Annotated in this window: 24 protein-coding genes and 1 pseudogene; 11 read left to right on the forward strand and 14 right to left on the reverse strand. The window is 46.1% G+C overall.

All coding sequences use genetic code 11. The features are described from left to right. Positions 1-86 precede the first annotated feature (86 nt). Positions 87-473 (forward strand): annotated as a pseudogene (locus tag D1B31_RS08050) (MFS transporter); the annotation flags it as partial. 112 nt (positions 474-585) lie between these two features. On the opposite strand, the gene D1B31_RS08055 reads toward D1B31_RS08050, so the two are convergent. After that, complete coding sequence (locus D1B31_RS08055) at positions 586-819, reverse strand: hypothetical protein (RefSeq protein ID WP_142922575.1); 234 nt, start codon at positions 817-819, stop codon at positions 586-588. Between the two features lie 226 nt (positions 820-1,045). Between D1B31_RS08055 and D1B31_RS08060 the strand changes: the two genes are divergently transcribed. After that, positions 1,046-1,387, forward strand: coding sequence for a DUF5658 family protein (locus tag D1B31_RS08060; protein WP_118920243.1), 342 nt, complete (start codon positions 1,046-1,048; stop codon positions 1,385-1,387). A gap of 62 nt (positions 1,388-1,449) precedes the next feature. Here D1B31_RS08060 and D1B31_RS08065 read toward each other — a convergent pair whose 3' ends face one another. After that, positions 1,450-1,962, reverse strand: coding sequence for an STAS domain-containing protein (locus tag D1B31_RS08065; protein WP_118920244.1), 513 nt, complete (start codon positions 1,960-1,962; stop codon positions 1,450-1,452). Between the two features lie 251 nt (positions 1,963-2,213). On the opposite strand from D1B31_RS08065, the gene D1B31_RS08070 reads away from it, so the two are divergent. The 4 genes from D1B31_RS08070 (at position 2,214) to D1B31_RS08085 (ending at position 7,046) form a co-directional block, all read left to right on the forward strand. Then, on the forward strand, positions 2,214-3,464 hold the full coding sequence (locus tag D1B31_RS08070) for an ATP-binding protein (protein WP_118920245.1): 1,251 nt from the start codon (positions 2,214-2,216) through the stop codon (positions 3,462-3,464). Positions 3,465-4,268: 804 nt separating this feature from the next. Further along, entirely contained in the window at positions 4,269-5,951 is a 1,683-nt protein-coding gene (locus D1B31_RS08075; RefSeq protein WP_118920246.1) for a glycoside hydrolase family 13 protein, read from the forward strand. Between the two features lie 22 nt (positions 5,952-5,973). After that, positions 5,974-6,354: a RidA family protein gene (locus D1B31_RS08080; protein WP_118920247.1), complete on the forward strand. Its 381-nt coding sequence runs from the start codon at positions 5,974-5,976 to the stop codon at positions 6,352-6,354. Positions 6,355-6,521: 167 nt separating this feature from the next. Beyond that, positions 6,522-7,046 carry a ferritin gene (locus D1B31_RS08085; protein WP_118920248.1) on the forward strand — a complete coding sequence of 175 codons (525 nt, stop codon included), beginning with the start codon at positions 6,522-6,524 and terminating at the stop codon, positions 7,044-7,046. A 65-nt stretch (positions 7,047-7,111) separates the two neighbouring features. Here D1B31_RS08085 and D1B31_RS08090 read toward each other — a convergent pair whose 3' ends face one another. Then, positions 7,112-7,627, reverse strand: coding sequence for a hypothetical protein (locus D1B31_RS08090; RefSeq protein ID WP_240035209.1), 516 nt, complete (start codon positions 7,625-7,627; stop codon positions 7,112-7,114). A gap of 93 nt (positions 7,628-7,720) precedes the next feature. Between D1B31_RS08090 and D1B31_RS08095 the strand changes: the two genes are divergently transcribed. The 4 genes from D1B31_RS08095 to D1B31_RS08110 all read left to right on the forward strand — a co-directional run bounded on the left by D1B31_RS08095 (position 7,721) and on the right by D1B31_RS08110 (position 12,332). Further along, the gene (locus D1B31_RS08095) at positions 7,721-8,308 is read left to right on the forward strand and encodes a vWA domain-containing protein (RefSeq protein ID WP_118920249.1); all 588 of its coding nucleotides are present in this window, start codon (positions 7,721-7,723) and stop codon (positions 8,306-8,308) included. Between the two features lie 19 nt (positions 8,309-8,327). Then, positions 8,328-8,882, forward strand: coding sequence for a DUF4352 domain-containing protein (locus D1B31_RS08100; protein WP_118920250.1), 555 nt, complete (start codon positions 8,328-8,330; stop codon positions 8,880-8,882). Between the two features lie 183 nt (positions 8,883-9,065). Then, positions 9,066-10,793, forward strand: coding sequence for an ABC transporter ATP-binding protein (locus tag D1B31_RS08105; RefSeq protein ID WP_118920251.1), 1,728 nt, complete (start codon positions 9,066-9,068; stop codon positions 10,791-10,793). Positions 10,794-10,964: 171 nt separating this feature from the next. Beyond that, positions 10,965-12,332, forward strand: coding sequence for an MATE family efflux transporter (locus D1B31_RS08110; RefSeq protein WP_118920252.1), 1,368 nt, complete (start codon positions 10,965-10,967; stop codon positions 12,330-12,332). Positions 12,333-12,375: 43 nt separating this feature from the next. On the opposite strand, the gene D1B31_RS08115 is transcribed toward D1B31_RS08110, so the two are convergent. From D1B31_RS08115 to D1B31_RS08125, 3 genes are all read right to left on the reverse strand, one after another. After that, positions 12,376-12,576, reverse strand: coding sequence for a YwbE family protein (locus tag D1B31_RS08115; protein ID WP_118920338.1), 201 nt, complete (start codon positions 12,574-12,576; stop codon positions 12,376-12,378). Beyond that, positions 12,576-12,773 carry a hypothetical protein gene (locus D1B31_RS08120; protein ID WP_118920253.1) on the reverse strand — a complete coding sequence of 66 codons (198 nt, stop codon included), beginning with the start codon at positions 12,771-12,773 and terminating at the stop codon, positions 12,576-12,578. The genes D1B31_RS08115 and D1B31_RS08120 overlap by 1 nt, the downstream gene beginning before the upstream one ends. 220 nt (positions 12,774-12,993) lie before the next feature. After that, complete coding sequence (locus tag D1B31_RS08125; RefSeq protein WP_118920254.1) at positions 12,994-14,649, reverse strand: glycerol-3-phosphate dehydrogenase/oxidase; 1,656 nt, start codon at positions 14,647-14,649, stop codon at positions 12,994-12,996. A gap of 284 nt (positions 14,650-14,933) precedes the next feature. Here D1B31_RS08125 and D1B31_RS08130 point away from each other — a divergent pair, with 284 nt between their 5' ends. After that, positions 14,934-15,488: a hypothetical protein gene (locus tag D1B31_RS08130; RefSeq protein ID WP_118920255.1), complete on the forward strand. Its 555-nt coding sequence runs from the start codon at positions 14,934-14,936 to the stop codon at positions 15,486-15,488. Between the two features lie 134 nt (positions 15,489-15,622). On the opposite strand, the gene D1B31_RS08135 is transcribed toward D1B31_RS08130, so the two are convergent. The 8 genes from D1B31_RS08135 to ilvB all read right to left on the reverse strand — a co-directional run bounded on the left by D1B31_RS08135 (position 15,623) and on the right by ilvB (position 25,460). Then, positions 15,623-16,633, reverse strand: a complete 1,011-nt coding sequence (locus tag D1B31_RS08135) for a threonine ammonia-lyase (RefSeq protein ID WP_240035210.1) — start codon at positions 16,631-16,633, stop codon at positions 15,623-15,625. A gap of 25 nt (positions 16,634-16,658) precedes the next feature. Continuing rightward, the gene (leuD, locus tag D1B31_RS08140; RefSeq protein ID WP_118920256.1) at positions 16,659-17,240 is read right to left on the reverse strand and encodes a 3-isopropylmalate dehydratase small subunit; all 582 of its coding nucleotides are present in this window, start codon (positions 17,238-17,240) and stop codon (positions 16,659-16,661) included. Then, positions 17,241-18,659, reverse strand: coding sequence for a 3-isopropylmalate dehydratase large subunit (gene leuC / locus D1B31_RS08145; RefSeq protein WP_118920257.1), 1,419 nt, complete (start codon positions 18,657-18,659; stop codon positions 17,241-17,243). It lies immediately after the preceding gene. 16 nt (positions 18,660-18,675) lie between these two features. Then, positions 18,676-19,779: a 3-isopropylmalate dehydrogenase gene (gene leuB, locus D1B31_RS08150; RefSeq protein WP_118920258.1), complete on the reverse strand. Its 1,104-nt coding sequence runs from the start codon at positions 19,777-19,779 to the stop codon at positions 18,676-18,678. Positions 19,780-20,249: 470 nt separating this feature from the next. Then, entirely contained in the window at positions 20,250-21,797 is a 1,548-nt protein-coding gene (locus tag D1B31_RS08155) for a 2-isopropylmalate synthase (protein ID WP_142922576.1), read from the reverse strand. A 343-nt stretch (positions 21,798-22,140) separates the two neighbouring features. Further along, positions 22,141-23,151, reverse strand: coding sequence for a ketol-acid reductoisomerase (gene ilvC / locus D1B31_RS08160; RefSeq protein ID WP_118920259.1), 1,011 nt, complete (start codon positions 23,149-23,151; stop codon positions 22,141-22,143). Positions 23,152-23,187: 36 nt separating this feature from the next. Beyond that, the gene (gene ilvN / locus D1B31_RS08165) at positions 23,188-23,709 is read right to left on the reverse strand and encodes an acetolactate synthase small subunit (protein ID WP_118920260.1); all 522 of its coding nucleotides are present in this window, start codon (positions 23,707-23,709) and stop codon (positions 23,188-23,190) included. Then, positions 23,706-25,460, reverse strand: coding sequence for an acetolactate synthase large subunit (gene ilvB / locus D1B31_RS08170; protein ID WP_118920261.1), 1,755 nt, complete (start codon positions 25,458-25,460; stop codon positions 23,706-23,708). The genes ilvN and ilvB overlap by 4 nt, the downstream gene beginning before the upstream one ends. Positions 25,461-25,835 lie beyond the last annotated feature (375 nt).

Here is a 25,835-nt window from a genome sequence, read left to right on the forward strand (position 1 = left end):
GGAGAAGCAGGGGACGGTTCCGCTGCTTCATTCGGGACCCGAATGAAGCGTTGGAACCGTCCCCTTGCCTCATTCCCTAAGTGACAAAAAAGGCATACGGCACCTTCCTTCTGGCTTCAGCGGCAGCTGTCTTCCTGTATTCATTCGCAACAGGAAGCACAGGCGTCCTGATTGGCGGCGCCATTGTCGGGTTCTTCTCAAACGGAATGTTCGCAGGGTATGGTGCGCTCATCAGCAGCTTCTACCCGGTGAACATCCGAAGTACAGCAACAAACACCATATTTAACTTTGGCCGCGCAGTCGGAGGACTATCGCCAATTCTTGTCGGCTATATTTTGCAAAATCACAGTATGACAACAGCCATGGTCTACCTGGCGATTCTGTATTGCATATCGTTCACCATCATGCTCACATTGAAAAAAGGCCAATCAAGACAGCCGGTCATCGCCATGCTGCCAGTGGGAAAATATTAATTACAAGTAAAATCACCGGAGAAACTGCATCAAGCATTCTCCCGGTGGTTTTCTTGCCAAAAAAGAAGCCAAGGTAATAATTACCCCTGGCTTCCCCAGATAGGCTGCAAGATTAGAAGCGGCAGTGTTTACGGCGACGCTTCTTCTCTTCCATTTCACCGGCAATCATGTCTTCCCTTAAGCAGCTGCGAACAGCGCGGCAGAAATCACGGCGATTTACGAGAATGTCGGCTCTGATTCTGAAATTACGCCGGAGTCTTTCCAACTCCTCTTCAATGCCTGCCACATTACCGTGTCCGCGGCACTCTTCAAAAAGAACATCTTCTTCGTTAAAGAAACTCATCATTCATCCCTCCTTTCCTTTAGCGTTACTGTATACTATGTAAACTTGTACAAGCTGTCAGGGCTTGTACCTTTTTTATTTAAAAATGTGCATGTATCCAATGAGGCACGAAAAATACTATGCATACCCGGCACTAAAAAACTAAGAATGGAAAAAGGTTTAAAATAATCCAATTACAGGAAATGATAGAAAGAATGCTAATTTTTATATAAAAAAGAATACTTGGTTTTTGTCCGAATATACTATCACCGAAAAATACGCTGGAATGGGTGAGATTTTGAAAAAATGGGGCTTCTTGTTGATCGGATTGAATCTCTTTGATGGCCTAAGCACATATGCGGGAATGAAACTGTCTCTTATCGGTGAAAATAACCCGCTTTTGTCCTGGATGGGGCCCGAAGGAATAGTTGGTGTGAAAATGCTCTTAAGCTTGCTCTTGCTATTCGTACTAGTGAGAGTAAATATAAAAAAACCGATTTTCAAATATTCCCTCGTTATTGCGAACTGTGTATACTCGTTTGTTGCGGCAGTCCATCTTTATTGGTTCACGTTGCTGATTAGCGCTGTGTAAAAATTCAGAAACAATCAAAAAACCTCTTCCAAAATCCGTTCGGGAAATTGGAAGAGGTTTTTTTATGCGAGTGTGTGGTTTTGAGACTCTCTACTTATTTCAACAAGAGATAATCCTTTGTCCTTCATTAGAGATTGCAGAGCTGCCTTAAAAGTCGAGAAGGTTTTCAGCTCTTTTATAAAAGAAACTTGTGACATGACCAGCTCCTGGGCGAATTGAGGGTGGATTCCGACTACAATTGCCTGGACGCCAACTAAACGAAGAGATGAAGTCAAGTTGATTAAATAATGACCAAGGATATTCAAGTCGCCTATTTCTTCCATGCTGATTGCTGAAAAGTCCAGTATGACCGAATCAACATCTTTGCTGCCTGCGTGGCTGAGTATTTTTGGGATGATCAAGTCGAATCGCTGCGGTGAAATTTCCCCAGCCAGCGGAACGAGTATGACTCCTGGAAGGATGGAAGGGATAATTGGGACAGAAACAGTCCTGACCAGGCTTTCCAGTTCATTTACTCTCTCCATTAACTCCCTGTTTTTATCGCGGAGAATTTGAATTTCGCTATTTTTTGACATTATAACCCCTCTGTTTTGTTTTTAAGTTGTTACCCACAGTATATATCTTATTTTAAATATTTGTAAGTTTTAGACTGATTCAGGGAGCCTTAGCCTCTATCATATTAGCTTTTTTGTACTGAGGGACCGTAAAAAATTTCGGGGTTTTGGAAAAAGAAAACAGGATTTTGAAGAAATTAGTAGAATTTAAAGAGGATGAACAAAATTCTCACATTTGGCGTTGCTACTACTCATGAGAAGGAGAAAGGCGCATGCTGCATAATACTCAACTCGTTTTAAACCAAGTCCTGGTACTCCTTTTTCCGATATGGATTTATCATTTATTCTTTCACCGGCAAGAAAATAAGGAGTGCGGCTTTAAACCAAGGCTTTTATTTGTCTTATCCCTTTCGCTAATTCTCACTCTTATTTTTTCTGTCAATTACTCTAATAAATTGATTTATGATCTAAAGTTAATTCCAATCATGATTGCCTTTTTGTATGGAAACGGCCTGACGGGATTTCTTCTTCTTATCATTGTGATGGGCTATAAAATTGCTTTCCAGGATGGCAATCCGGTGGCCACAGCCATCAATTTTGCAATTCTAGGCAGCTTATTAATTCTTATTGCAAAAAAGTTCATGAATTATTCTGTGAGATTTAAGGTAATTCTCATTAGTGCCCTGCATTGGATTATTACACTGTCCCGTGTTATCTGGCTTATTCAATCTGGCCACTCTGGGCAAATCTCTATCATTTTCATTTTTTCACTCATCGCCTGGGGTACGCTGTTGTCTGTAATTTTCATTTTTGAGAATCTAAAAAAACAGGTCGAATTGGAACATAAAGTGAAGCTTGCGGAAAGGTACGACGTCATCGGACAGCTGGCTGCCTCAGTAGCTCATGAGGTTCGCAACCCAATGACTGCCGTCCGCGGCTTCCTGCAATTGATGAAATCAGATGATAATTTAACTGATGCCCAGCGCAGATATATGGATATTTCCATTGAGGAATTAAATCATTCACAGGCAATTCTTTCGGAGTATTTGTCACTTGCCAAACCCGCGAACACAGAGATTGCAATGATTGATTTGAAGCTTGAACTCAATAAGATTATCGAACTGATGAAATCGTATACGAACCTTCAAGCAATCTCAATTTCCTCTCAAATGGAAGAAAACCTTTTTATTAAGGCAGACAGCTCTGAAATTAAGCAGGTATTTGTCAATCTCCTGAAAAACAGCATTGAAGCGATTGGGCAAAAGGGTGAAATTCATGTAACAGGCTTTAAAAAAGGCAACTGGGTTTTTATAGAGATTGCGGATACTGGCTCCGGCATGTCCGAAGAACAATTAAAGTATCTCGGCACCCCTTTTTATTCCACTAAGGAGAAGGGGACCGGGGTCGGCCTTTCGGTATCGTACAAGATAATACACTCTATTAAAGGAAATATTAAAGTAGAAAGCAGGCGGGGGGAAGGGACAAAATTCATTATTCAGCTGCCTGCCTATCAAAGTGAGTAATCAATGAACAAAAGCGCAAGCGCCTTCGTGACAGGCAAAAACCGCCTGTCTCTGCGATGATTATTCCCGGAAGCTTTCCTTTGTGATCATCGCCGTACAAACTGGAAGGGCTTCGACTGAGAAAAAGTTAAACTTCCATCAGCGATTTTTGCTGATGGTTAGTCGCGTTCTACTGCCGCTAATTCGCCAAAGAGCACGGCGACTAAGCGGCACTACGAACCCGATTGGTTCAACTAAGCCGCTGAAATGCACAGCGGCAAGTTTCACTGTATCTCACGAATCGGACCTTTAGGGTCAGTTGCCGACGGAGGAGGCTTGACTTCCCCTTAAGAGTGGGATAAAGGAATCACGAAGAGCGAAGCTACTACCTGCAGTACTTCATGAATTAGCATCTGTGAAGTCCTTCATGGGCTTTGCGACGAGCTGAAGGTAAGCTTCCTGAATATGCTATGGCGCAGGAGCACTAAGCGCATTCGATGATGACTTATCGTAGGGAGGAGACCTGAAGTTTGGGCACGCGTAGGCGCTGAAGCTAGATGTAGCTCTGCTTGGTAAATGAGTTATCCACAGTAGCAAAATCTATAGTTTCCTAAAATTCAAGCAAGAGCTGCCTATCCGCAGCTTTCTTTTTTTGCCAAAAGTCAGTGTGGCCGTTGTCATGTATTGCTTAAGGGGGCCTTAATGTTGCTGGCAAGAAAAGCCCATCAAGGAATGGTAGAATTGAAATGGAAGCCGGACAGGCTGAAAAAAATTCAATACAGGAATAGTTACAGGATATAGATGATAGGAAAGAGGTTGGATTTCATGCAGCAAACAGATTGGTGGAAAAAAAGTGTTGTTTATCAAGTATATCCAAGAAGTTTCTACGACTCGGACGGGGATGGAGTCGGGGATATCGCCGGGATTACGCAAAAGCTTGATTATTTAAAGGAACTTGGAGTCGATGTGGTTTGGCTCAGCCCGGTTTATGATTCCCCGAATGATGACAATGGCTATGATATTCGGGATTATTACAGCATTATGAAGGAATTCGGCACGATGGAGGATTTCGATGCGCTTCTTGCCGCAGCCCATGAACGCGGACTTAAGATCATTATGGACCTCGTCGTCAACCATACATCAGATGAACATGAGTGGTTTGTCCAGTCAAAGAGCGGCAAAGACAATCCTTATCGTGATTTTTACTATTGGCGCGACGGAAAGGATGGCAAGGAGCCGAATAACTGGGGTTCTGTATTTAGCGGGCCGGCCTGGAAGTATGATGAGGCGACCGGACAATATTATCTGCATATCTTTTCAAAAAAACAACCGGATCTGAACTGGGAAAATCCCGAATTTCGAAAAGAAGTTTATAAGATGATGAAGTTTTGGCTAGATAAAGGAATAGACGGTTTCCGAATGGACGTCATTAATTTTATTTCAAAAGTGAACGGCCTTCCGAATGGGGAATTGAAGGAGGGCGCACTTTATGGAGATGGCAGTCCGTACTTTAGGAACGGGCCGCGCATTCATGAGTTCCTTCAGGAAATGAATAAGGAAGTGCTATCAAAGTATGATATCATGACGGTCGGGGAAATGCCGGGGGCGAGGGTGCACCACGCGAAGGTCTACACCGATCCGAACAATAACGAGCTCGATATGGTATTTACGTTTGAGCATATGGGCCTCGATAACGGACCGGGTGGAAAGTGGGATCTCAAGCCGCTAAATCTGATTGACCTGAAGGAGAATCTTAAAAAGTGGCAGACTGGCTTGCATGGAACAGGATGGAACAGCCTTTACTGGAACAATCACGACCAGCCCCGGATTGTTTCACGCTTCGGCGATGACGGGGAGTATCGTGTTGAATCAGCCAAAATGTTGGCCACCTGCCTGCATATGCTTCAAGGTACGCCTTATATTTACCAAGGCGAGGAAATCGGGATGACGAATGTCCGCTTCGATTCCATTGAGCAGTATAATGATGTTGAAACACTGAATATGTACAAGGAAAAGCGGGACCAAGGAGTTCCGCATGAAAAAATTATGGAGTCCATTTATGCAAAAGGGCGCGACAATGCGCGTACGCCGATGCAATGGAATGATGGCGCAAATGGCGGTTTTACAACGGGAACCCCTTGGATCGACGTGAATCCGAACTACACTCAAATCAATGCCGAACAGGCTTTGGCCGACCGTAATTCCATCTTCTATCATTACAAGCATCTGAATTCATTGAGGAAAAAGCATGACGTCATCACAACGGGTGACTTCAATCTGCTTTATCGAGACCATCCGGCGCTGTTCGCTTACGATAGAAGGGCCGGGAATGAAAAGCTGACTGTTCTTTGTAACTTCGGCCGGGATGAGGTTGTTCTTGAAGATGAAAAGCTGATTAGCGAAGCTGCCAGTGCGGAGGCTGTTGTCCAGAATTATAAGGACATTTTGCTTGATAAAGAACGGCTTGTGCTAAGGCCATACGAAGCTGTTGTTTTTTCGCAAAAGTAACGTCATAAAGGAGTGGAATGAAGTGGCGAGAAAAGTGTATGAATCGAAGGGTGCAAAAGCCGTAGGCCCTTATTCACATGCGGTTGATGCGGGTGAATTGGTTTATTTATCCGGCCAGACTCCAATCGACCCTTCAACAGGCGAATTGGTGAAAGATGGTATTGGAGAGCAGACAAAGCAATGTTTCGCAAACCTATTTGCGGTACTGGAAGCTGCGGGACTGACTCCGGATGATGTGATGAAGGTAAATGTTTATTTGACAGACATGGATAATTTTTCGGAAATGAACGAGGTCTACAAGAAGCAGTTCTCTGAGCCTTTTCCGGCACGGACGACGGTCGCCGTTCTGGCACTTCCGCTTGGAGCAGATGTTGAAATTGAGATGATTGCGAAAAGGCCATAGCAGCTTTTAAAATCCAGGGGATATTGTCTCCCTGGATTTTTTTATATTCTTTTCAAAAACTGCCAGTTTGCATAAACGGATAATAGGCACAGACAAGTTTCATTCCGCCCAATTAGAAATAAAATACACTATCTGTATATTTTAGAGGCAAAAAGGAGCGGGAAAACATGAATGAAGAGCTTCGAAAACTGTTGAATAATCTTATTCAGATTGAACATGTATCAACAACACTATATCTGGCGATGTCCGCCTATATGGGAAGGCTGAATTATACGGGCATGGCCAAATGGCTCCGGCTTCAGTCCGAAGAGGAACGGACCCATATGCTCAAGCTGATTGACTATGTGATCGACAAGAACGGAACGGTCCAGTTGGCAAGCATCCCTGCGCAGCAAAGTGACTTTGGGACTCCGCTGGAAACGTTTCAAAAAGTGCTTGCTCATGAACAATTTGTCACCAATGCTTATAGACAGGCTTTTAATTATGCAAATCAATCTGACCCGCAGACTGCTGTCATCATTCAGGAGTTTTTAAGGGAACAGATTGATGAAGAAGCACAGGCGCAAACCATCGTATCCCGTCTGACATTGGCAGGCAATAATCCATCTGCTCTGTTACTGCTTGATCAGGAGCTTGGCCAAAGAGGCGCAGGTGGAGCGGCAGCTGCTCCCGCGGCTCCAACGGCGGGCTGATCGAAAGGTAAATAAATAGTTGAGAAAACCCAGAGAATGTTTATCCATCCCTGGGTTTCGTTTGTTTAAAGCATTACCCCGCCAAGCGGTTTTTGGCTGAAGTATTCCAATGCGAGATTGACCTGGTGGATATCATAAATCTTCCTTTCCAGGCAAAATTGAATCACCAAATCAGACATATCACTGCTTGATAACGAGTAGCCGGCCGAGCTTAACAGCTTGCCGGTTTCTTTTTTATTGAGCTCAAGTGCTAGCGCCAGGGCAATAACCGTGTTTTTGCCAGGACGGTAGTCGGGGTTGGAGCGAATCTTTGAGAAGTGGCGGCGGTCGATCAGCGCTTTCTTATATATATCTGCGTCAGCCGCTCCTTTGCTGTCAATGAAATTGAAGAGAACTTCCCGGAGGACAGGCTGTCGCTTTTGTTCAATAAACTCTTCGATTTCCATTCGTGAAATGCTTTCCAGAATAATTTCCGGTTCTGAAACCTTATGGGAGTAAGTAGCGCTTTCAAGGGCTATTGTCTCCAGATGTTCATTTATATAATGTTCCAATTCAATAAGGATTCTTTGATCGAGCATCATGGCGCACCTCCGTTTTTGTCGCCCGGCAGGCGACCAATTGATAGGCTTATCAAGTTACCATTATATCAATTAAACCAAAGGAGTTGACGGATTGTGAACAAAGAATTAACGGAAATCATTTTTCTCCTCGACCGCAGCGGTTCCATGGCCGGGCTCGAGCAAGATACGATTGGCGGGTATAATTCCTTTCTTGGACGCCAAGCCGGCCATAATGGGGAAACAATCGTAACGACAGTCCTGTTCGATGACAAATATGAAACGTTATGGGGCGGAATCAACGCGAAAAACGTCAAACTGACAGAAAAAGAATACTTTGTGAGGGGAACGACCGCTTTGCTTGATGCCGTCGGGAAAACGATTGTCGATGTTGGCTGCAGGTTAGCCAAAACTGGCGAGCAGCAGCGTCCCGGCAAAGTCATTTTTGTCATTACAACTGATGGAATGGAAAACGCGAGCCGCGAGTTCACCTATGAAAAAATAAAGGAACTCATCCGGCATCAGCAAGAGAAATACAGCTGGGAATTTATCTTCATGGGAGCCAATATTGATGCGGCAGAGGAAGCCGGCAATTTGGGCATAGATGAAAAACATGCCTATAACTTTGAGGCTTCCAGCGATGGCATGGAAAAAATGTACGATATGGTAACTGAAGCGGTTTTGGAAGCCAGGAACAGAAAATAGTAGCGTGGGGGGAAATAAAATGAGACTAATTGGAACAAAGAATCTTTTCGCGGGACTGTTGGGAGCCAGTGTCATCTTTGCATTGGGCGGTTGCGGAGCGGAAGAGAAGCCTGAAAAGGTGAGCCAGGCTGCCGGTGCTTTTTCTGAGGAAAATAAGCTTGAAGCAAAAGAAGAAAAACCCGAAAAGGAAATTTTCGCAGTCGGAGAACAGGTCAAGCTGGGGGATAATATTCTCACTGTTTCCAAGGTCGCAAAGTCCAACGGCAGTGAGTTTGATAAGCCGAAGGCCGGCCATGAATTCGTCATCGTTACTGTAGAAATCAATAATTCAGGCAAGAAGAACATATCTTATAACCCATTGGATTTCAAAATGGCCAACAGCCAAGGGCAAATCGTCGACCAGGCATTCACAACGGTGGACAGCGATACGGCCCTTCAATCAGGGGAATTAGCACCAGGCGGAAAAGTTTCAGGCACGCTGTCCTTTGAGCAGCCTGTAGGAGACAAGGGGCTAGAACTCCATTATACACCTGATTTCTGGTCTGACAGCACGGTTAAAATAAACCTTCAATAAACGTAGGGAGCATTTTCTGCTCTCTATTAAACATGATTATTTACTTGTTTGGCATTAAACGTCCTATCTCAACCAATCTATTTCGGTTCTCGAAAAAATATTGAATGAAATTGAGTTTTTTCTGTTGTAGATTCTCCCGCCCTTGGCATATAATCACAGGAAGAACATGGGGGGATATATAGAATGATACGGCGTTTTTTTACTTACTACAGGCCTCACCGCAGGCTTTTCATCATTGACTTTTCCTGTGCAGTCATTGTAGCCGCGCTTGAGCTGGCTTTTCCGCTTGCGGTTCAACATTTTATTGATACACTTCTGCCAAGCGGTAATTGGAATGCAATTGTCGGAGTGAGCATCGGACTTCTTCTATTATATATCGTGAGCACGCTGCTTCAGTTCATTGTCAACTACTGGGGCCATAAGCTTGGAATCAATATCGAGACAGATATGAGACAAGAGCTTTTCCAGCATGTCCAAAGGCAATCCTTCCGCTTTTTTGACAATACGAAAACCGGCCACATTATGAGCAGGATCACCAATGATTTATTTGACCTTGGTGAGCTTGCGCATCATGGTCCGGAGGATTTGTTCATTGCTGTCATGACGTTTGTCGGTGCTTTCTGGATTATGCTCACAATCAATGTGAAGCTCGCACTGACGGCGATGATCATCGCACCTTTCCTCGTCTGGCTGATTTCATATGCCAATAAAAAGATGAATGCGGCATGGAAAAACATGTACAGTGATATCGCTGATGTGAATGCGCGTGTTGAAGATAGCGTTGCGGGTGTAAGGGTTGTCCAGTCATTTACAAATGAAGAATTTGAAATCGAACGGTTTACAAAGAACAACCGCAAGTTCCGCCTTGCAAAATTGGCTGCTTATAAGGTGATGTCATTCAGTTCTTCAGGCATGTACATGTCGACAAGGATGATGGTATTAATTGTCCTCGTTTATGGGGCTTGGCTAAACTTTACAGGGAACTTGAGCCATGGTGAGATGGTCGGGTTCGTCCTCTATGTCAATGTACTGTTTAAACCGATTGATAAAATCAGCGCCATTCTCGAGCTCTATCCAAAAGGGATGGCTGGTTTCAAACGTTTTACTGAACTCATGGACCAGCAGCTGGACGTCGTTGACAAGCACGACGCCATTGAAGTTCCCCATTTGAGAGGCGACATTTCATTTAGGGATGTTACCTTCAGCTATGATGAACATAAGCCTGTTTTAGAAGGAATTGATTTGGATATCCATCACGGTGAAACAGTTGCATTCGTCGGGCCGTCCGGTGCAGGCAAAACGACGATTTGTTCGCTGATTCCCCGCTTTTACGATGTAAGTGGCGGCGGAATTTATATTGATGGCATCGATATCCGTGACATAACGAAAAAATCGCTTCGATCGCAAATTGGGATTGTCCAACAGGATGTGTTCCTCTTTACCGGAACACTCCGGGAAAACATTGCCTATGGCTCGCTCGGCGCCTCGCAGGAGGAAATCAAGGATGCGGCTAAACGGGCCCATCTTGAAGACTTTATCGCTTCACTTCCTGATGGCTACGAGACGCAGATCGGCGAGCGGGGGCTAAAGCTTTCCGGCGGGCAAAAGCAGCGGATTGCAATTGCCAGGATGTTCTTGAAGAATCCGCCGATACTTATCCTCGATGAGGCAACATCTGCCCTCGATACGGAAACAGAACGAATTATCCAAGAGGCGCTGAGTGAACTGGCCAAAGACAGAACGACGCTTGTCATTGCCCATAGGCTCGCTACAATCCGAAATGCCGACCGGATTGTCGTTGTAACCGAGGATGGTATAGCCGAGGAGGGCAGTCACGAGGAACTGATCGAGCAAGATGGTATTTTTGCCAACCTTTATAAAGTTCAATACGAAACATCGCTATCCAACTAACAAACAGCCCAAAGGATGAAGCCTCTTTAAGAGTTATCCGGAGGGCTGTTTTTTGCCAAAAGCCTGAAAAAAGATTGGACATAAACTGGAAAATGCACTAGAGTAAAAAGGTTGGGGTTTTAAAGAACACAAATTTATGGAAGTTTTATATAGAAGAAGGTGGAACATTTTATGCAAGCAGCAAAGAATAAGAGCTTCCTGGAACCCGGGCTTTTTGCCTTAACATGGCCAATATTCATTGAGTCATTTTTGCATATGCTTATGGGCAGTACGGATACCTTTATGCTTTCCTATGTTTCAGATGAGGCCGTTGCTGCGGTTGGGGTAGCCAACCAACTAGTTTTCTTCACAATTCTCGTTTTCGGTTTTGTCGCAACTGGTACAACCGTCCTTGTTTCTCAAAATCTTGGGGCTGGACTAATAAAGGATGCAAGAAGAATATCCGGCATTTCCATTTCTCTTAATCTTATTTTTGGTATTGCAATCAGTGCGCTCGTTGTCCTATTCAAGGGACAGTTTTTAAATCTATTTGATCTTACATCGGAGATTCACCGGCTTGCCGGGCAATATTTAACGATTGTCGGAGCCACTTTATTTTCCCAGGCACTCCTTGTAACGGCTTCGTCCATTTTAAGGGCGAATGGCTTTTCTAAGGAAGCCATGTTGGTTTCAATTTTTATGAACATCATCCATCTAGCAGGGAACAGCGTGTTGATTTATGGCCTGTTCGGCATGCCGCAGATGGGGATTCAGGGAGTTGCCATTTCAACCGCGGCAAGCCGTATCATCGCTGTCGTGATGATTTTCTGGTTATTGTATAAACGTCTTCCTGTCAAAATCAAAAAGGAAGACTATCTAAACTTCAGTCCCGTTTTTATTAAAAAAATCCTTAAAATCGGCGTTCCCTCTGCTGGTGAGAACCTTGTTTATAATACAAGCCAGATGGCGATGACGGCAATTATTGCAATGATCGGAGCAATGGCTCTGACAACAAGGGTCTACACCTGGAATATCATGGCGTTCATGATGCTTTTTGCGATTGCGCTTGGTCAGGGCACCCAAATCCTTGTTGGCTATCGAGTCGGGGCAGGCGACTATGACGGCGCTTACCACCGTCTGCTGAAAAGCTTAAGATGGAGCCTCATCATGACGATTGTTGTCGTGATCCCGATGGTTGTATTCAGGGAGAATCTACTGGATATCTTTACCGACAATCGTGAAATTATCAACCAGGGGGGGAAGCTCCTTTTGCTCGGTATCATCCTTGAGCCCGGCAGGACATTAAATATTGTTATTATTGCCGCGTTAAGGGCAGCTGGCGATGCCAACTTCCCGGTAAAAATGGCTTTTGTTTCGATGTGGGGAATCGGCGTTCCGCTCGCTTATTTCCTTGGGATTACGATGGGATACGGATTGGTCGGAATCTGGATCGCCTTCATTGCCGATGAATGGTTCCGGGGCATTGTTATGTATTTCCGATGGAAGAGCCGCGTGTGGGAAAGCAAGGCGCTAGTTGAACAAAAGGTGCAGACGATTTAAATAAAAAGGAAAAGCATTCGGGAACGTTTCCCCGAATGCTTTTTTACTGTTCATGATGGATGTGTTTTACCCGGCCAACTTGGCCATCCGTCAGCCTGACTTTGATGCCGTGGGGATGGGTGCCTGATTTCGTCAGGATATCCTTCACCACACCTCTAGTAAGCTTCCCGGTTCGCTGATCTGCCTTACGGACAATATCCACTGTTAGCCCTGGAGAAAGATCTTGTCGATTTTGCCCGTTCATCATACACCCATTTTCCGGCGCGTATTGCTTGGTTTCTTTGTCATCTGGCTTTGCATTTTCTTTGTGGATGTGTCGGCGCCGCCTTTTCCTTTGGCAAAATTGGCAGCTGAATTTTTCTTGTTTGCCAGCTGCTGCTTCATTGCTTCCTGCAGGCTGATTTTCTTTTTAGGCTCTTCTTGTCTTGTGTTTTCGTCCATGTGGGATTCTCCTTTTCGGATGGTGGTTAGTAAAGTATACTCTATTTTTGACAGTAATTGAACTTGATGCCCTAATAGCGGAAAAACATTGAAAAAGTCGCCAAGAGGGGGTCTTGATATCCTTTTCGTTAAAAAAGCTATTTAAAAGTCACCAAGAAGCTTCCTTGGTGCCCTTTTGACCAAAAAAGCTAAGAAAAAGTCATCAAGAGCAGGAAGTTCTTTACTGCCCCGGTTCTTCAGCATGCGCCACTGCTTCATCAAGCCCCATGATATACGCTGATTTTTCTTCTTCCATCCATCCAAGCTTATATGCCATGTATTCGATAACGGGCTGTTTGTACTCCCTGACCAAATCAATATTAAACAATAAATCTCCCGTTCTGCGATTGAAAAAGTCGACAGGTGTTACAGCCATTTCACACTTGATTGCATAAATCAGCTGGGCGAATAGGACAAGGGGGAGGCCATGTTCAGCCGCTTCTTCCTTATGGCGGGCGACAAGTTCAAACACTTTCGGTACATTCGATCCGTAAAAGTATGCAAGCTGTTTTGCCTCTTCCTTTGAAAAGCCTGTCATAACCCCGCTTTCTACTTTGCTCTCGACATAGGCATCAAGGTTGGCTGCGCCGCCAACATGCCCGCCTGAAATCGGCAGCATGTGTGTTGTGCAAGGTCGAAAGCTGCGCCCTTCTTCACCAGACAATTCCTTGGTGAGTAAATCAGTGATTGTTTCCGCCATTTTGCGATAGCCTGTCAGCTTTCCGCCGGCGATTGAAATCAGGCCGGTAGGGGATTCCCAAATTTCATCCTTTCTGGAAATCTCGGAAGGCGCTTTGCCATCTTCATGGATGAGGGGCCTGAGTCCCGCCCAGCTCGATTCAATATCCTTTTCGCTAATCACAACTTCCGGGAACATATAGTGGATGGCCTCGAGAAGATAGTTCTTATCAGCATCTGTAATATCGGGATCAGCTATATCGCCGTTGTAGAATGTATCGGTCGTTCCAACATACGCCTTGCCATTTCGCGGAATGGCAAAAACCATTCGGCCATCGGGCGTGTCGAAGTAAATCGCCTGTTTCAGAGGGAAAACTGACTGATCAATGACAATATGCACCCCTTTTGATAAATGCAGGGTTTTGCCAGTCCGCGAGTTATCGATGTCCCTCACTTGATCAACCCAAGGCCCTGTTGCGTTGACGACTTTTTTTGCCCGGACTTCATATTCCTCATGCGTCAATAGATCCTTTACGACGATTCCGCAAATCACTCCGTCCTCATAGATGAACTTATCGGCTTTTGAATAATTCACTGCGGTGGCGCCACTCTCAACGGCCTCTTTCAAAACTTCAATTGTCAGCCGCGCGTCGTCAGTCCGGTACTCAACATAATAGCCGCCGCCTTTTAAACCGGTTTTTTTAATCAGCGGTTCTTTTGCGAGCGTTTCGTCTGCATTGAGCATCATCCGCCGTTCGCCTTTTTTGACCCCGGCCAAGAAATCATATAACTTGAGGCCGAATGAAGTTGACATCTTTCCAAACGCTCCGCCTTTATGAAAGGGGAGCAGCATCCATTCAGGTTTTGTCACATGTGGCCCGTTTTCGTGAACAATTGACCGCTCATGGCCAACTTCCGAAACAAGTTTCACTTCAAATTGCTTTAAATAGCGGAGGCCGCCATGAACGAGCTTTGTCGAGCGGCTGGAAGTCCCGGCGGCAAAATCCTGCATTTCGACAAGAGCCACCTTCATTCCTCTCGCAGCAGCATCCAAAGCGATTCCAGCCCCGGTGATTCCGCCGCCAATAATCAATACATCAAATTGTTCTCCTTTTAATTTATCAATCATGTTGTTCCGGTTGAGATTTGAAAACGCCATGGCGATACTCCTCCCTAATCAGTTCAGCATTCCTATCTTTCCGCACAAATTGGTTTCCTATCTCTATATCCTATATCACCCTTAGGGAAACGTGCCAAAGATAAAGCTTCATAATGGCAAAAAAGAAAGCCAACTCATCGAAAAAAACTGGCTTTCTTCTATTGTTATAAGAAGGACTCACAACAAAAATGAATAGAGTACTTTTATGGTAGTATCTAAAATTTACCATTAACTCTATAATAGAATAAAGGACAATGACAATAATGGGGGTAGGAGTAACTGACATGGATGAGAACAAAGTTTTAAATTTTGCGGTTGAGATGGATTTGATTGAAAAATTCAATATGGCATTAAAGCTAAATAATGAAGAATCTAAGGTTGTTTTTACCCGTTTAATGAATGAGTATATTGCTGAAGCCTTTTCTAAGGCAGCTGGAATTGTACCAAATCGTATCAGAAAAACAAAGCAGGTTAAGATTACTGAGGAAATGACTCATGTTGCTTATACATATGCCAAGAAGGTCTATCGGGGTGAGTTAAGCAGAACAGAAGGCAAGTTGGAAGTAGAACGGATTTCAGGTATGAAAGCTGGCTCTGCTCAAGATTATATTACCGACTTCTTAGCAATGATGGAAGGTAAGGAATATCAAAGGGTTATGAGTAATTATGGAACTCAATATTTTTTAGAGAATATTAGAAAGGATTTTGGAGAACAAGCTTTTTTAAATGCGATTGAGGCAACAGAAAAGCATATTAAGTATTATAATAGCCTAGGCTATGGGAGATTAAAGGCAAAAGAAGAATTAGTAAATAAATTACGGGAAACTGTTAATGTATAGAAGTCTAATCTATTAATGATTATGAAGCCAAAACTAATTTTTGTTATTAAAAAGACGATGCCAATTTAAGCATCGTCTTTTTGGGGTTTTCATATAAACGGAACGTTAAGTCATTTTCATAAGTGCATAGAATGTTATGCTAAACAAGTCAGTGGCCCATCATAAGCAAGCTGTTGGATGGACCCGAGCCGGGACACATCCATGTTACCGCCGCTTACAATGATTCCGCAGTTTTTGGAGCGAATCGTGCTGCGATGGGCGAAGAGCGCGGCAAAGGCCGCTGCGCCCGCCCCTTCGACTAATGTTTTTTTCCTTTCGAGCATGGTAACAATGGCAGAGGCAATATCGCTCTCACTGACAGTAACCATATCGTCCACAAAGTGGCGGATAATTGGCATCGTCAGCATTCCAGGCTCCTTGACAGCTATGCCTTCCGCAATCGTTCCGTTAAACGGGCTGCCGGGGGAGGGGAGGTTGTGAAAATGATCGTGAACAACCTTTGCTCCTTTAGCTTGGACGCCGATAATCCGGATTTTTGGCTGCAAATGTTTTGCCGCAACCGCAACGCCGCTAATCAGGCCACCTCCGCCAACGGGAACAATCAGCGTATCGAGAAAAGGTTGCTGCTTCAGCATTTCAACCGCAATTGTTCCTTGGCCCGCCATAACATCGTAATCGTCAAATGGATGGAGAAAATAGCCTCCGGTCCTTTTTTGCTCCAAGCAGGCCGCCTCATACGCTTCCTGAAATGAAGCACCGGTGATGACAGTCTTCGCTCCATAATACTCCGTCGCCTTGATTTTTGCGTCAGGCGTATTTTCAGGCATGAAAATTTTAGCAGAGACCCCTCTTTGGGAGGATGCAAAAGCCACGCCCTGGGCATGGTTTCCGGCGGAAGCGGCAATCACACCATTCTGGGCTTCCATTTCAGTGAGGCGCGACATTTTGTAGCTGGCGCCGCGAATTTTGAAGGCACCGGTTTTTTGCTGATTTTCCATTTTAAAATAGACGTTTTTCCCGACAAGATGATTCAGGAAGGTAGATGTCGTAAGCGGAGTCCGGTATACGGTTCCTGCCAATTGTTCCATTGCATCGGAAATCATGTTAGTCGTTAAAGAATCCCCAAGGGGTTCACGCTCCTTCATACTTGAGTTTTGCAACGAATAAATTTTATTGGCTGTTTTCAAACTGTGAAATTTTATCTTCATATTGTAAGGTGATGCCGATGTCATCCAGCCCGTTATAGAGCATTTCCTTGGAATATTCGGCAATATCGAAATGATACGAGAATTCTTTCCTGTCCGTGACTGTCTGGGCTGCGAGATCAACCGTTAAGGAGACATGGCCTGATTCGGCTTTTTGCATAAAGGGCTGGATTCGTTCATAAGGCATTTCAATCGCCAGGATGCCATTTTTGACACAATTGTTTTTAAAAATATCGGCAAAGCTCGGAGCGATGATAATCTTAAAGCCGTAATCCAGGAGCGCCCAAGGGGCATGTTCCCTAGAAGAACCACAGCCGAAGTTATCACCTGCGAGCAAGATGGAGGTCCCGGTGTATTTCTCTTCATGGAGCGGAAAATCTTTTATCGGGTTGCCTTCATGGTCAAAACGCCAATTGTAAAAAAGGAACTCACCGAATCCCTGGCGTTCAATCCGCTTCAAAAACTGCTTTGGAATGATTTGGTCGGTATCAACATTGCTGCGGTCAAGCGGAAAGACAAGACCGGTATGGACTGTAATGGGTTCCATTTATATCACCCCCACTGTGGCGTATTCCCGGATATCGACAAAACGGCCTTCGATTGCAGCGGCGGCTGCCATTTCCGGACTAACGAGATGGGTACGGGCGCCTGTTCCCTGGCGACCTTCGAAATTCCTGTTTGACGTCGATGCGCATCGTTCGCCTGGAGGAACGAAGTCGTCATTCATCGCCAGGCACATGCTGCAACCGGCATCTCGCCATTCAAATCCGGCATTTTTGAAAATAACATCCAGCCCTTCCTGTTCCGCGGCTGTCTTTACACTCTTTGAACCAGGCACTACAATTGCCCGGACAGTAGGATTGACTGCGCGTCCCTGGATCACGGATGCAGCCCTCCGCAAATCGCTTAACCTCGAATTCGTACAGGAACCTATAAAGACATGTTCAATGGTGACGGAGGAAATAGGTTGGCCGCCTTCAAGCCCCATATAGTCCAGAGCGCGAACAATTTCCTGCTTTTCGTTCTCTGTGGCTGCTGATTCCGGAGTTGGAATCGTGGCATCAACTGGGATGCACATGCCTGGATTCGTGCCCCATGTGACCTGAGGGGCAATTTTGGAAGCGTCGATTTCAATCGTTTTGTCGTAGACGGCGCCTTCGTCAGTAACAAGCGCACGCCACTTTTCAACGGCCTTCTCAAAATTTTCCCCTTGCGGTGCATACCTTCTTCCGCGAAGGTAGGTAAAGGTCGTTTCGTCAGGGGTAATCAAGCCCGCCCTTGCACCTGCTTCAATGGACATATTGCAGACGGTCATCCTTTCTTCCATTGAAAGAGAGCGGATCGCTTCGCCTGTATATTCAATGACATAGCCGGTTCCAAACCGGACGCCATTTTGGGCAATGATGGCCAAAATCAAGTCTTTTGCCGTAACCCCATAGCCGAGTTTGCCGTTCACTTTGATATTCAGCGTTTTTGGGCGCTGCTGCCAAAGGGTCTGGGTCGCAAGGACATGCTCGACTTCACTCGTTCCGATTCCGAAGGCAAGTGCCCCGAATGCACCGTGTGTGGAAGTGTGGCTGTCCCCGCATACAATCGTTTTTCCAGGCTGGGTTAAGCCAAGTTCAGGGCCAATGACATGGACAATCCCATTATCCGGGTGCGTGATATCCGCGAGCGGAATATTGAATTCAGCGCAATTTTGCTGTAATGTATCAATTTGCTTTCTTGAAACTAAATCCTTAATGACCGATTGATTTTTCGTCGGAACATTATGGTCCATTGTCGCAAAAGTAAGGTCGGGCCTGCGAACAGTCCTGCCGTTCATTCTTAAACCTTCAAATGCCTGCGGCGAGGTTACTTCGTGGACAAGATGCAGGTCAATATATAGGAGATCCGGCCTGCCTTCTTCCTGATGGACAATGTGAGAGTCCCAAATTTTCTCAATGATTGTTTTGGCAGTATGCATAGTCAAACCTCCTTGTTTAGGCGTAGCAGCTCATTATGCAGTTCGCTGCACTTCTCGTTTTAATCGATCCAATAATTAAACTCGTCATTTCTTCAGTTCCGACTTTTTTGCCAGCGTTTTTAAGGTCAGCGGTATGGAAACCGGCATTCAAAATCGATTCAACCGTATCCTCAATTACGTCGGCTTCCACTGTCAGCTGGAACGAATGTCTCAGCATCATCGCAGCAGATAGAATCATGGCGACCGGATTGGCCACGCCTTTTCCAGCAATATCCGGAGCCGATCCATGGACCGGTTCATAGAGACCGAAACCATCTTCTCTCAGGCTGGCAGAAGGAAGCATTCCAAGCGATCCTGTCAAAACTGATGCTTCATCACTTAAAATATCGCCGAACATATTCTCTGTCACGATGACATCAAACTGGGATGGGTTTGTAATCAGCTTCATTGCCGCTGCATCCACAAGAACATGTTCTACTGTGACATCCGGATATTGCTGCTTTTTCTTTTCAACGACTTCGCGCCAAAGCTTACTCGATTCAAGCACGTTCGCCTTATCAACAGAAGTTAGATGGCCCCGGCGCTGCTGCGCGCATTGGAAAGCTTTATCGACGATTCTTTCGATTTCGGAACGCGTATAAAAGAGGGTGTCGACAACGACTTGACCGTTATCCCGCCGTTCACTTGGTGTTCCGAAATAGAGCCCGCCTGTCAGCTCCCTGACAATAAGGAGGTCACTGCCTTTTACCACTTCTTCCTTCAAAGGAGAAGAATGGAGGAGTTTCTCAAACCCTTTAATCGGGCGCAAGTTTGCAAAAAGGCCAAGTTCCTTTCGGATCCCAAGCAAACCTCTCTCCGGTCTGAGGTGGGAAGGATTGGCGTCCCACTTTGGACCCCCGACCGCCCCAAGTAAGACTGCATCTGCCTTTTTGCAAGCAGCGGTTGTTTCAGGAGGAAGCGGGTTGCCATGGCGGTCAATTGCTGCTCCGCCAATATCATGGCTTTCAAAACTGAAGGAGTGGTTGAATTCTTCGGCAATTGTATTCAATACGGCCTTTGCAGATTCCATTACTTCTTTTCCAATTCCATCACCGGGGAGCAAGACAATATGTTTTTTCACGGCATTGGCCTCCTTGTATTGTTTAGTGTGTATTCGGACTCTTGTAGCCTCAAAAACTCGATCAGAGTCCGAATTCGGGGTTTATTCGGACTCTTGTAGCCTCAAAACCCCGTTGAGAGTCCGAATTCGTGGTTTATTCGGACTCTTGTAGCCTCAAAAACTCGATGAGAGTCCGAATTCGAGGTTTATTCGGACTCTTGGAGTCTAAAAAACTCGTTTAGAGTCCGAATTCGTGGTTTATTCGGACTCTTGTAGCCTCAAAAACTCGATGAGAGTCCGAATTCGAGGTTTATTCGGCTCTTGGAGTCTCAAAAACTCGATGAGAGTCCGAATTTGGGGTTTATTCGGACTCTTGGAGCCTAAAAAACCTGATCAGAGTCCAAATCCGATGGTTTCTTCAAACTCACCAAGCCATCAAAATGCATTCATTCAATGGCCGAATCCCGCAAGCAGTGAATAAATAAATCAACTTAGCTATTGGCAGGCTGTAAAACCTTAACAGGCTGGCTATAGAAGACGCGGTTCACAGCATTTAAAAATGCTCTTGCGGATGCTTCGAGCACATCTTGGGATGCACCCCGGCCGCTTACCGGAAAGTCATTGACGACCATTTTCACATGCACCTCTGCCAGGGCATCACGTCCTTGCCCGACCGAACTTAATTGGTATTTTGCCAAATGGATTTCCTCTTTTATAAGAGCCTCGAGGGTATTATATAAAGCTTCGACTGGCCCTTTTCCTGTTCTCGCAGTCTCTACCCTGATTCCTTCAGGCGTTGCTAAAGCAACCGTTGCAGTTGGGAGATTCATCGAACCGGACTGAACCTGATAGGCGAGCAGTTCATACTTCTTCACGTCCGTTACTGATGTCTGGATGTCTGTCAAAATCGTAAACAAATCTTCATCCGTGACTTCTTTTTTACGGTCAGTCAGTAGCTTGAACTGCTTAAACGCTTCTTCAGCCTTGTCATCTGCAAGCGAAAACCCTAGTTTCTCAATCTTATCCTTAAACGCATGCCGGCCCGAATGTTTTCCGAGTACAAGTTCGTTCGATTGGATTCCGACCATGGCTGGGTCAATAATTTCATAGGTTTGCGGATGCTTAAGGACCCCGTCCTGATGAATACCCGATTCATGGGCAAAAGCATTCTGTCCGACGACCGCCTTATTCGGCGCAATTGCCATCCCAGTCAGCTTACGGACTAAATCACTAGTTCGCTTAATCTCTTTCAAGTTGAGACTTGTAGAGTAAGGGTATTGGTCCTGCCGAATCGCCATTGCGACTGCAAGCTCCTCAAGGGCTGCATTGCCGGCCCGTTCCCCAATACCGTTGATTGTTCCCTCTATTTGCGTTGCACCGTTTTCGACAGCAGCGAGGGAATTGGCAACCGCCATTCCTAAATCATTATGGCAATGCGCGGATAGTACCGCTTTATGAATGTTCGGGACGTTTTCCTTTATATATCGGAACATCCGGCCATATTCTTCAGGGGTTGCATAGCCGACAGTATCAGGAAGGTTGATGACTGTCGCCCCGGCATCAATGACTTTTTCAATAATCTGAGCGAGGAAGTCCAGGTCTGAACGGGATGCGTCTTCTGCGGACCATTCAACCTGGGGAAACTTCTCCCTGGCATACCGGACCATATCAACAGCGAGTTGTACGACTTGATCAGGTGATTTTTTCAGCTTATACGTCATGTGAATGGGGGAGGTGGCAATGAATAAATGAAGGCGGGGGGCTTCCGCAACCTTCAATGCCTCCCAAGTAGTATCAATATCAGACTTCGTTGCCCTCGCCAGGCCAGCAATTGATACATTCCTCACTGTACGGGCAATCGCTCTGACAGCTTCGAAGTCACCCTGTGAAGAAGCGGGAAAACCGGCCTCCATCACATTCACGCCAAACCTCTCAAGCTGCCTGGCAATCTCCAGCTTCTCCAGCTGATTTAAATTGACTCCGGGAGATTGCTCCCCGTCGCGCAGTGTTGTATCGAAAATGTGAATGTTCTGCACCATTTGAATTCCCTTCCTTCATTTTTTTCGACCCCAATCCTTTTGAACGAAGGAAAGGGGGCCGGATAAATAGATAATTATTGAACATTGAAATCTCTTTAGAGCCCGAAGGACTGTCTGGCCAAGGCCGTTCGGTCGCTAAGTCTTTCTTTAGAGCCCGAAGGACTATCTGGCCAAGGCCGTTCGGTCGCTAAGTCTTTCTTTAGAGCCCAAAGGACTATCTGGCCAAGGTCATTCGGTCGCTAAGTCATTCTTTAGAGCCCGAAGGACCATCTGCCCATAGCCGTTCGGTCCCTAAGTCTTTCTTTAGTAGCCAAAGCACCGCGCCCGGCAATAACCATATTTATTAACGGGACATGACTGGTTGTTTAGGTTTCACAAATGGCATCAGCTCGCGGAGCTCACGTCCAACCTTTTCGATCGGATGATTATTTTCTTTTGCATTAATCGCATTGAATTGCGGGCGGTTCGCCTGGTTTTCAAGAATCCAGCCTTTTGCAAAAGCACCGCTTTGAATGTCTTCGAGAATTTCCTTCATGCGGGCCTTCGTCTCTTCATTGACAACACGCGGTCCGGAAACAAAGTCTCCCCATTGGGCAGTATCAGAAATCGAGTAGCGCATATTCTCAAGGCCGCCTTCGTACATAAGGTCGACAATCAGTTTCAATTCATGCAGGCATTCAAAATAGGCAACTTCAGGCTGGTAGCCGGCTTCAGTCAATGTTTCAAAGCCCGCTTTCACGAGGCTCGTCACCCCGCCGCAAAGGACAGCCTGCTCACCGAACAGGTCGGTCTCCGTTTCCTCCTGGAAGGTTGTTTCCAATACGCCCGCTCTTGCTGAACCGATTGCTTTCGCATAGGCGAGGGCGACTTCCCGTGCCTGACCCGAATAATCTTGATGGACAGCAAATAGGGCAGGGACTCCCGCGCCTTCCTGGTACGTCCGGCGGACAAGATGTCCAGGTCCTTTTGGCGCAACGAGGAATACATCAACATTGGCAGGCGGGACAACCTGGCTAAAGTGGACATTGAAGCCGTGGGCAAAAACGAGCGCTGAACCCGGCTTCAGATTTGCTTTAATGCTCTCTTCGTAGACCTGCGGCTGCCTTTCGTCAGGCAGGAGGACCATGACGACATCCGCCTGGGCGGTAGCTTCTGCAACGGAACAAACGGCAACTCCATCTTTCGCTGCCTTATCCCATGATTTACCTTCTCTTAAACCAACGACGACATCAAAGCCGCTATCTTTCAAATTCAGCGCGTGTGCATGTCCTTGTGAACCGTAGCCGATTACCGCGATTTTTTTTGCTTTCAAAACCTCGTCGAAAATGTCTTGATCATAAAATACTTTTGCCATTTTAAATTCATCCTTTCAATTTAGAAAATTTCCGTTTTAAATTTGTAAAGTGTATGAAGAAAATTCGGTTATTTGTGGCTGGCTTCCGCGTAGGAGGGCGGTTACGCCTGTCCTGGCTATTTCCTTAATCCCGTAAGGCCGAAGCAGTTCAATTAACGCTTCCACCTTTTCGGGTTTCCCGGTTACTTGGACGGCGAGGCTTTCTTTGCTGACGTCTATGACCGCCGCCCGGAATGGGTCAATGATTTCTTTGATTTCCCTGCGGAGCTGTCCGCTGCTTGTGACCCTAATTAGTGCAAGCTCGCGAAGGACCAGTGCTTTATCGGTAATGTCTGAAACTTTGAGAACATCAATTTGCTTGTTTAATTGTTTAGTAAGCTGTTCAAGTTTTTGGCTGTCCTCCACATCGACGACAAGTGTCATTTTTGAGACGCCGTCAACTTCGGTTTGGCCGACGGAGATGCTTTCGATATTGAATTGCCTTCGCTGAAGAAGGCCTGTCACCCGGTTAAGCACGCCGCTTTTATTTTGAACGGTAGCCGTAATGATCCGTCTCATGGTTTCACTCCTATCATTTCATGCAGTCCTTTGCCCGGGGCGATCATCGGATAGACATTTTCGGTTAAGACAACTCTGCAATCAATGACGACAGGGCCGTCATAGGCCAGTGCTTCTGGCAAAATCGTCCTCAATTCTTCTTTCGTTTCAATTTTCACTCCCTTAATCGAATAACTTTCCGCCAATTTCACAAAGTCGGGCTGGACAGGGAGGAGGGATTCTGAATAGCGTTCTTCATAAAACTCTTCCTGCCATTGGCGAACCATCCCGAGTGCGCCATTGTTGACGATGATCACCTTGACTGGAAGATTCCTTTCCTGAAGGACCCCTAGTTCCTGGAGAGTCATCTGGAAACCGCCATCACCGACGAGTGCGATGACTGTTTTATCGGGTGCCGCTAGCTGGGCGCCGATTGCGGCAGGGAAGCCGAAGCCCATCGTTCCAAGTCCTCCGGAAGTTACCCAACAGTCCGGATTGTTTAAGATATAATGTTGGGCGGCCCACATTTGGTGCTGCCCGACATCAGTGGTCACAATCGCTTCGCCACCTGAAGCATGATAAACTGCCTGAATGAGTTCCTGTGCGCTGAGCGCCTGCCCATAATCTTCGTGCCAAAGCGGATAGTGCCGTTTATTTTCCTCCAGCTTGCTTAGCCAGTCCGCATGATGGAGCACTTCAAAGGATTGTTTCAAAAGTTCAGTCAAGGCTTCACGAGCATCTGCGACGATAGGGATGCTTGTCGGGACGTTTTTTCCGATTTCAGCCGGATCGATGTCAATATGGACCACTTTCGCGCTAGGCGCAAAATGGTTCAAATTGCCTGTCAGCCGGTCATCAAAGCGGGCTCCGATATTCACGAGCAAATCACATTCATACAAGGCCATGTTCGCGGTGTACGTACCGTGCATACCGGCCATTCCGAGTGATAACTCATGGCTGCCTGGAAAACTGCCGAGCCCGAGCAAAGTTGTCGTGACCGGGAGCCGATGCCTTTCTGCCAGTTGCCTTAATTCAACGACCGCTTTGCCATGCAGGACGCCCGCACCCGCCAGGATGACTGGCCGCTTTGCTTTCGATAAAGCGTCCGCCAGTTTAATGATTTGTAGCGGATTGGGCCTTGTCGTCGGCTGATATCCGGGAAGGTGGAAATCCGTATTCATTTCACCTCTAGGAACAGGATTGGCCGAGATATCCTTCGGCATATCAATTACGACCGGACCGGGTCTGCCGGTGGTTGCAATATGGAAGGCCTCCTTGATGATTCTTGGCAATTCCTCAATTGACCGGACCTGATAGTTGTGCTTCGTGATCGGGGTTGTAATTCCGATGATATCCGCTTCCTGGAAAGCATCTGTCCCAATGACGCCAGTTGCAACTTGGCCAGTAAAGATGATGAGCGGAAGTGAGTCCATCATCGCATCGGCGATTCCGGTAATCAGGTTGGTTGCGCCCGGGCCGGATGTCGCAATCACGACGCCGGGCTTTCCGGTTACACGGGCATATCCTTCGGCAGCATGAATGGAGCCTTGTTCATGCCGGAAAAGAAGGTGTTTGATTTGGTCCCTGGCCCGATAGATGGCATCGTAAATGGGTAAAACGGCCCCTCCAGGATATCCAAAGATCGTTTCCACGCCCTCATTTACTAATGATTCGATTAGGACATCGGCACCCGTTTTCGGTGCTACGGCCCGTTCGATGGCCGGCATTGTTTCCACTTTCACGTTGTCATCCCTCCAGATTTTTAATTTCATATACGAGGTTGTTGATTTCTGCTCCAGGCGCTTCGCTTTCCGCGGGCGGTCTGGGAGCCTCCTCGGCGCAAGCGCCTGTGGGGTCTCCCACTGACCTTTTCTCCCGCAGGACAAACCCGCTTCTGCGAATAATCATCGCACGAAGGAAATGCGATAGCATTTTCGAGGAGTCTACGCGCCTTTCGCTCCAATCAACTGTGTTGGATATCAACTATCGTCTTTAACACAGCCATCAATAAAAAAAGCCTTTTCCCCCACGAAATTCCTGCCGTTTTGAATAACAGCTGGATTTTCGGGGAGAAAAGGCATGTGTCTTTCCTCGGTACCACCCGGATTTGCAACAGTCTTACAACTGCCGCCTCATGGAGCGAAAAA

Origin of the sequence: Neobacillus notoginsengisoli (assembly GCF_003515685.1) — a bacterium.
GTDB lineage: Bacteria > Bacillota > Bacilli > Bacillales > Cytobacillaceae > Bacillus_D > Bacillus_D notoginsengisoli.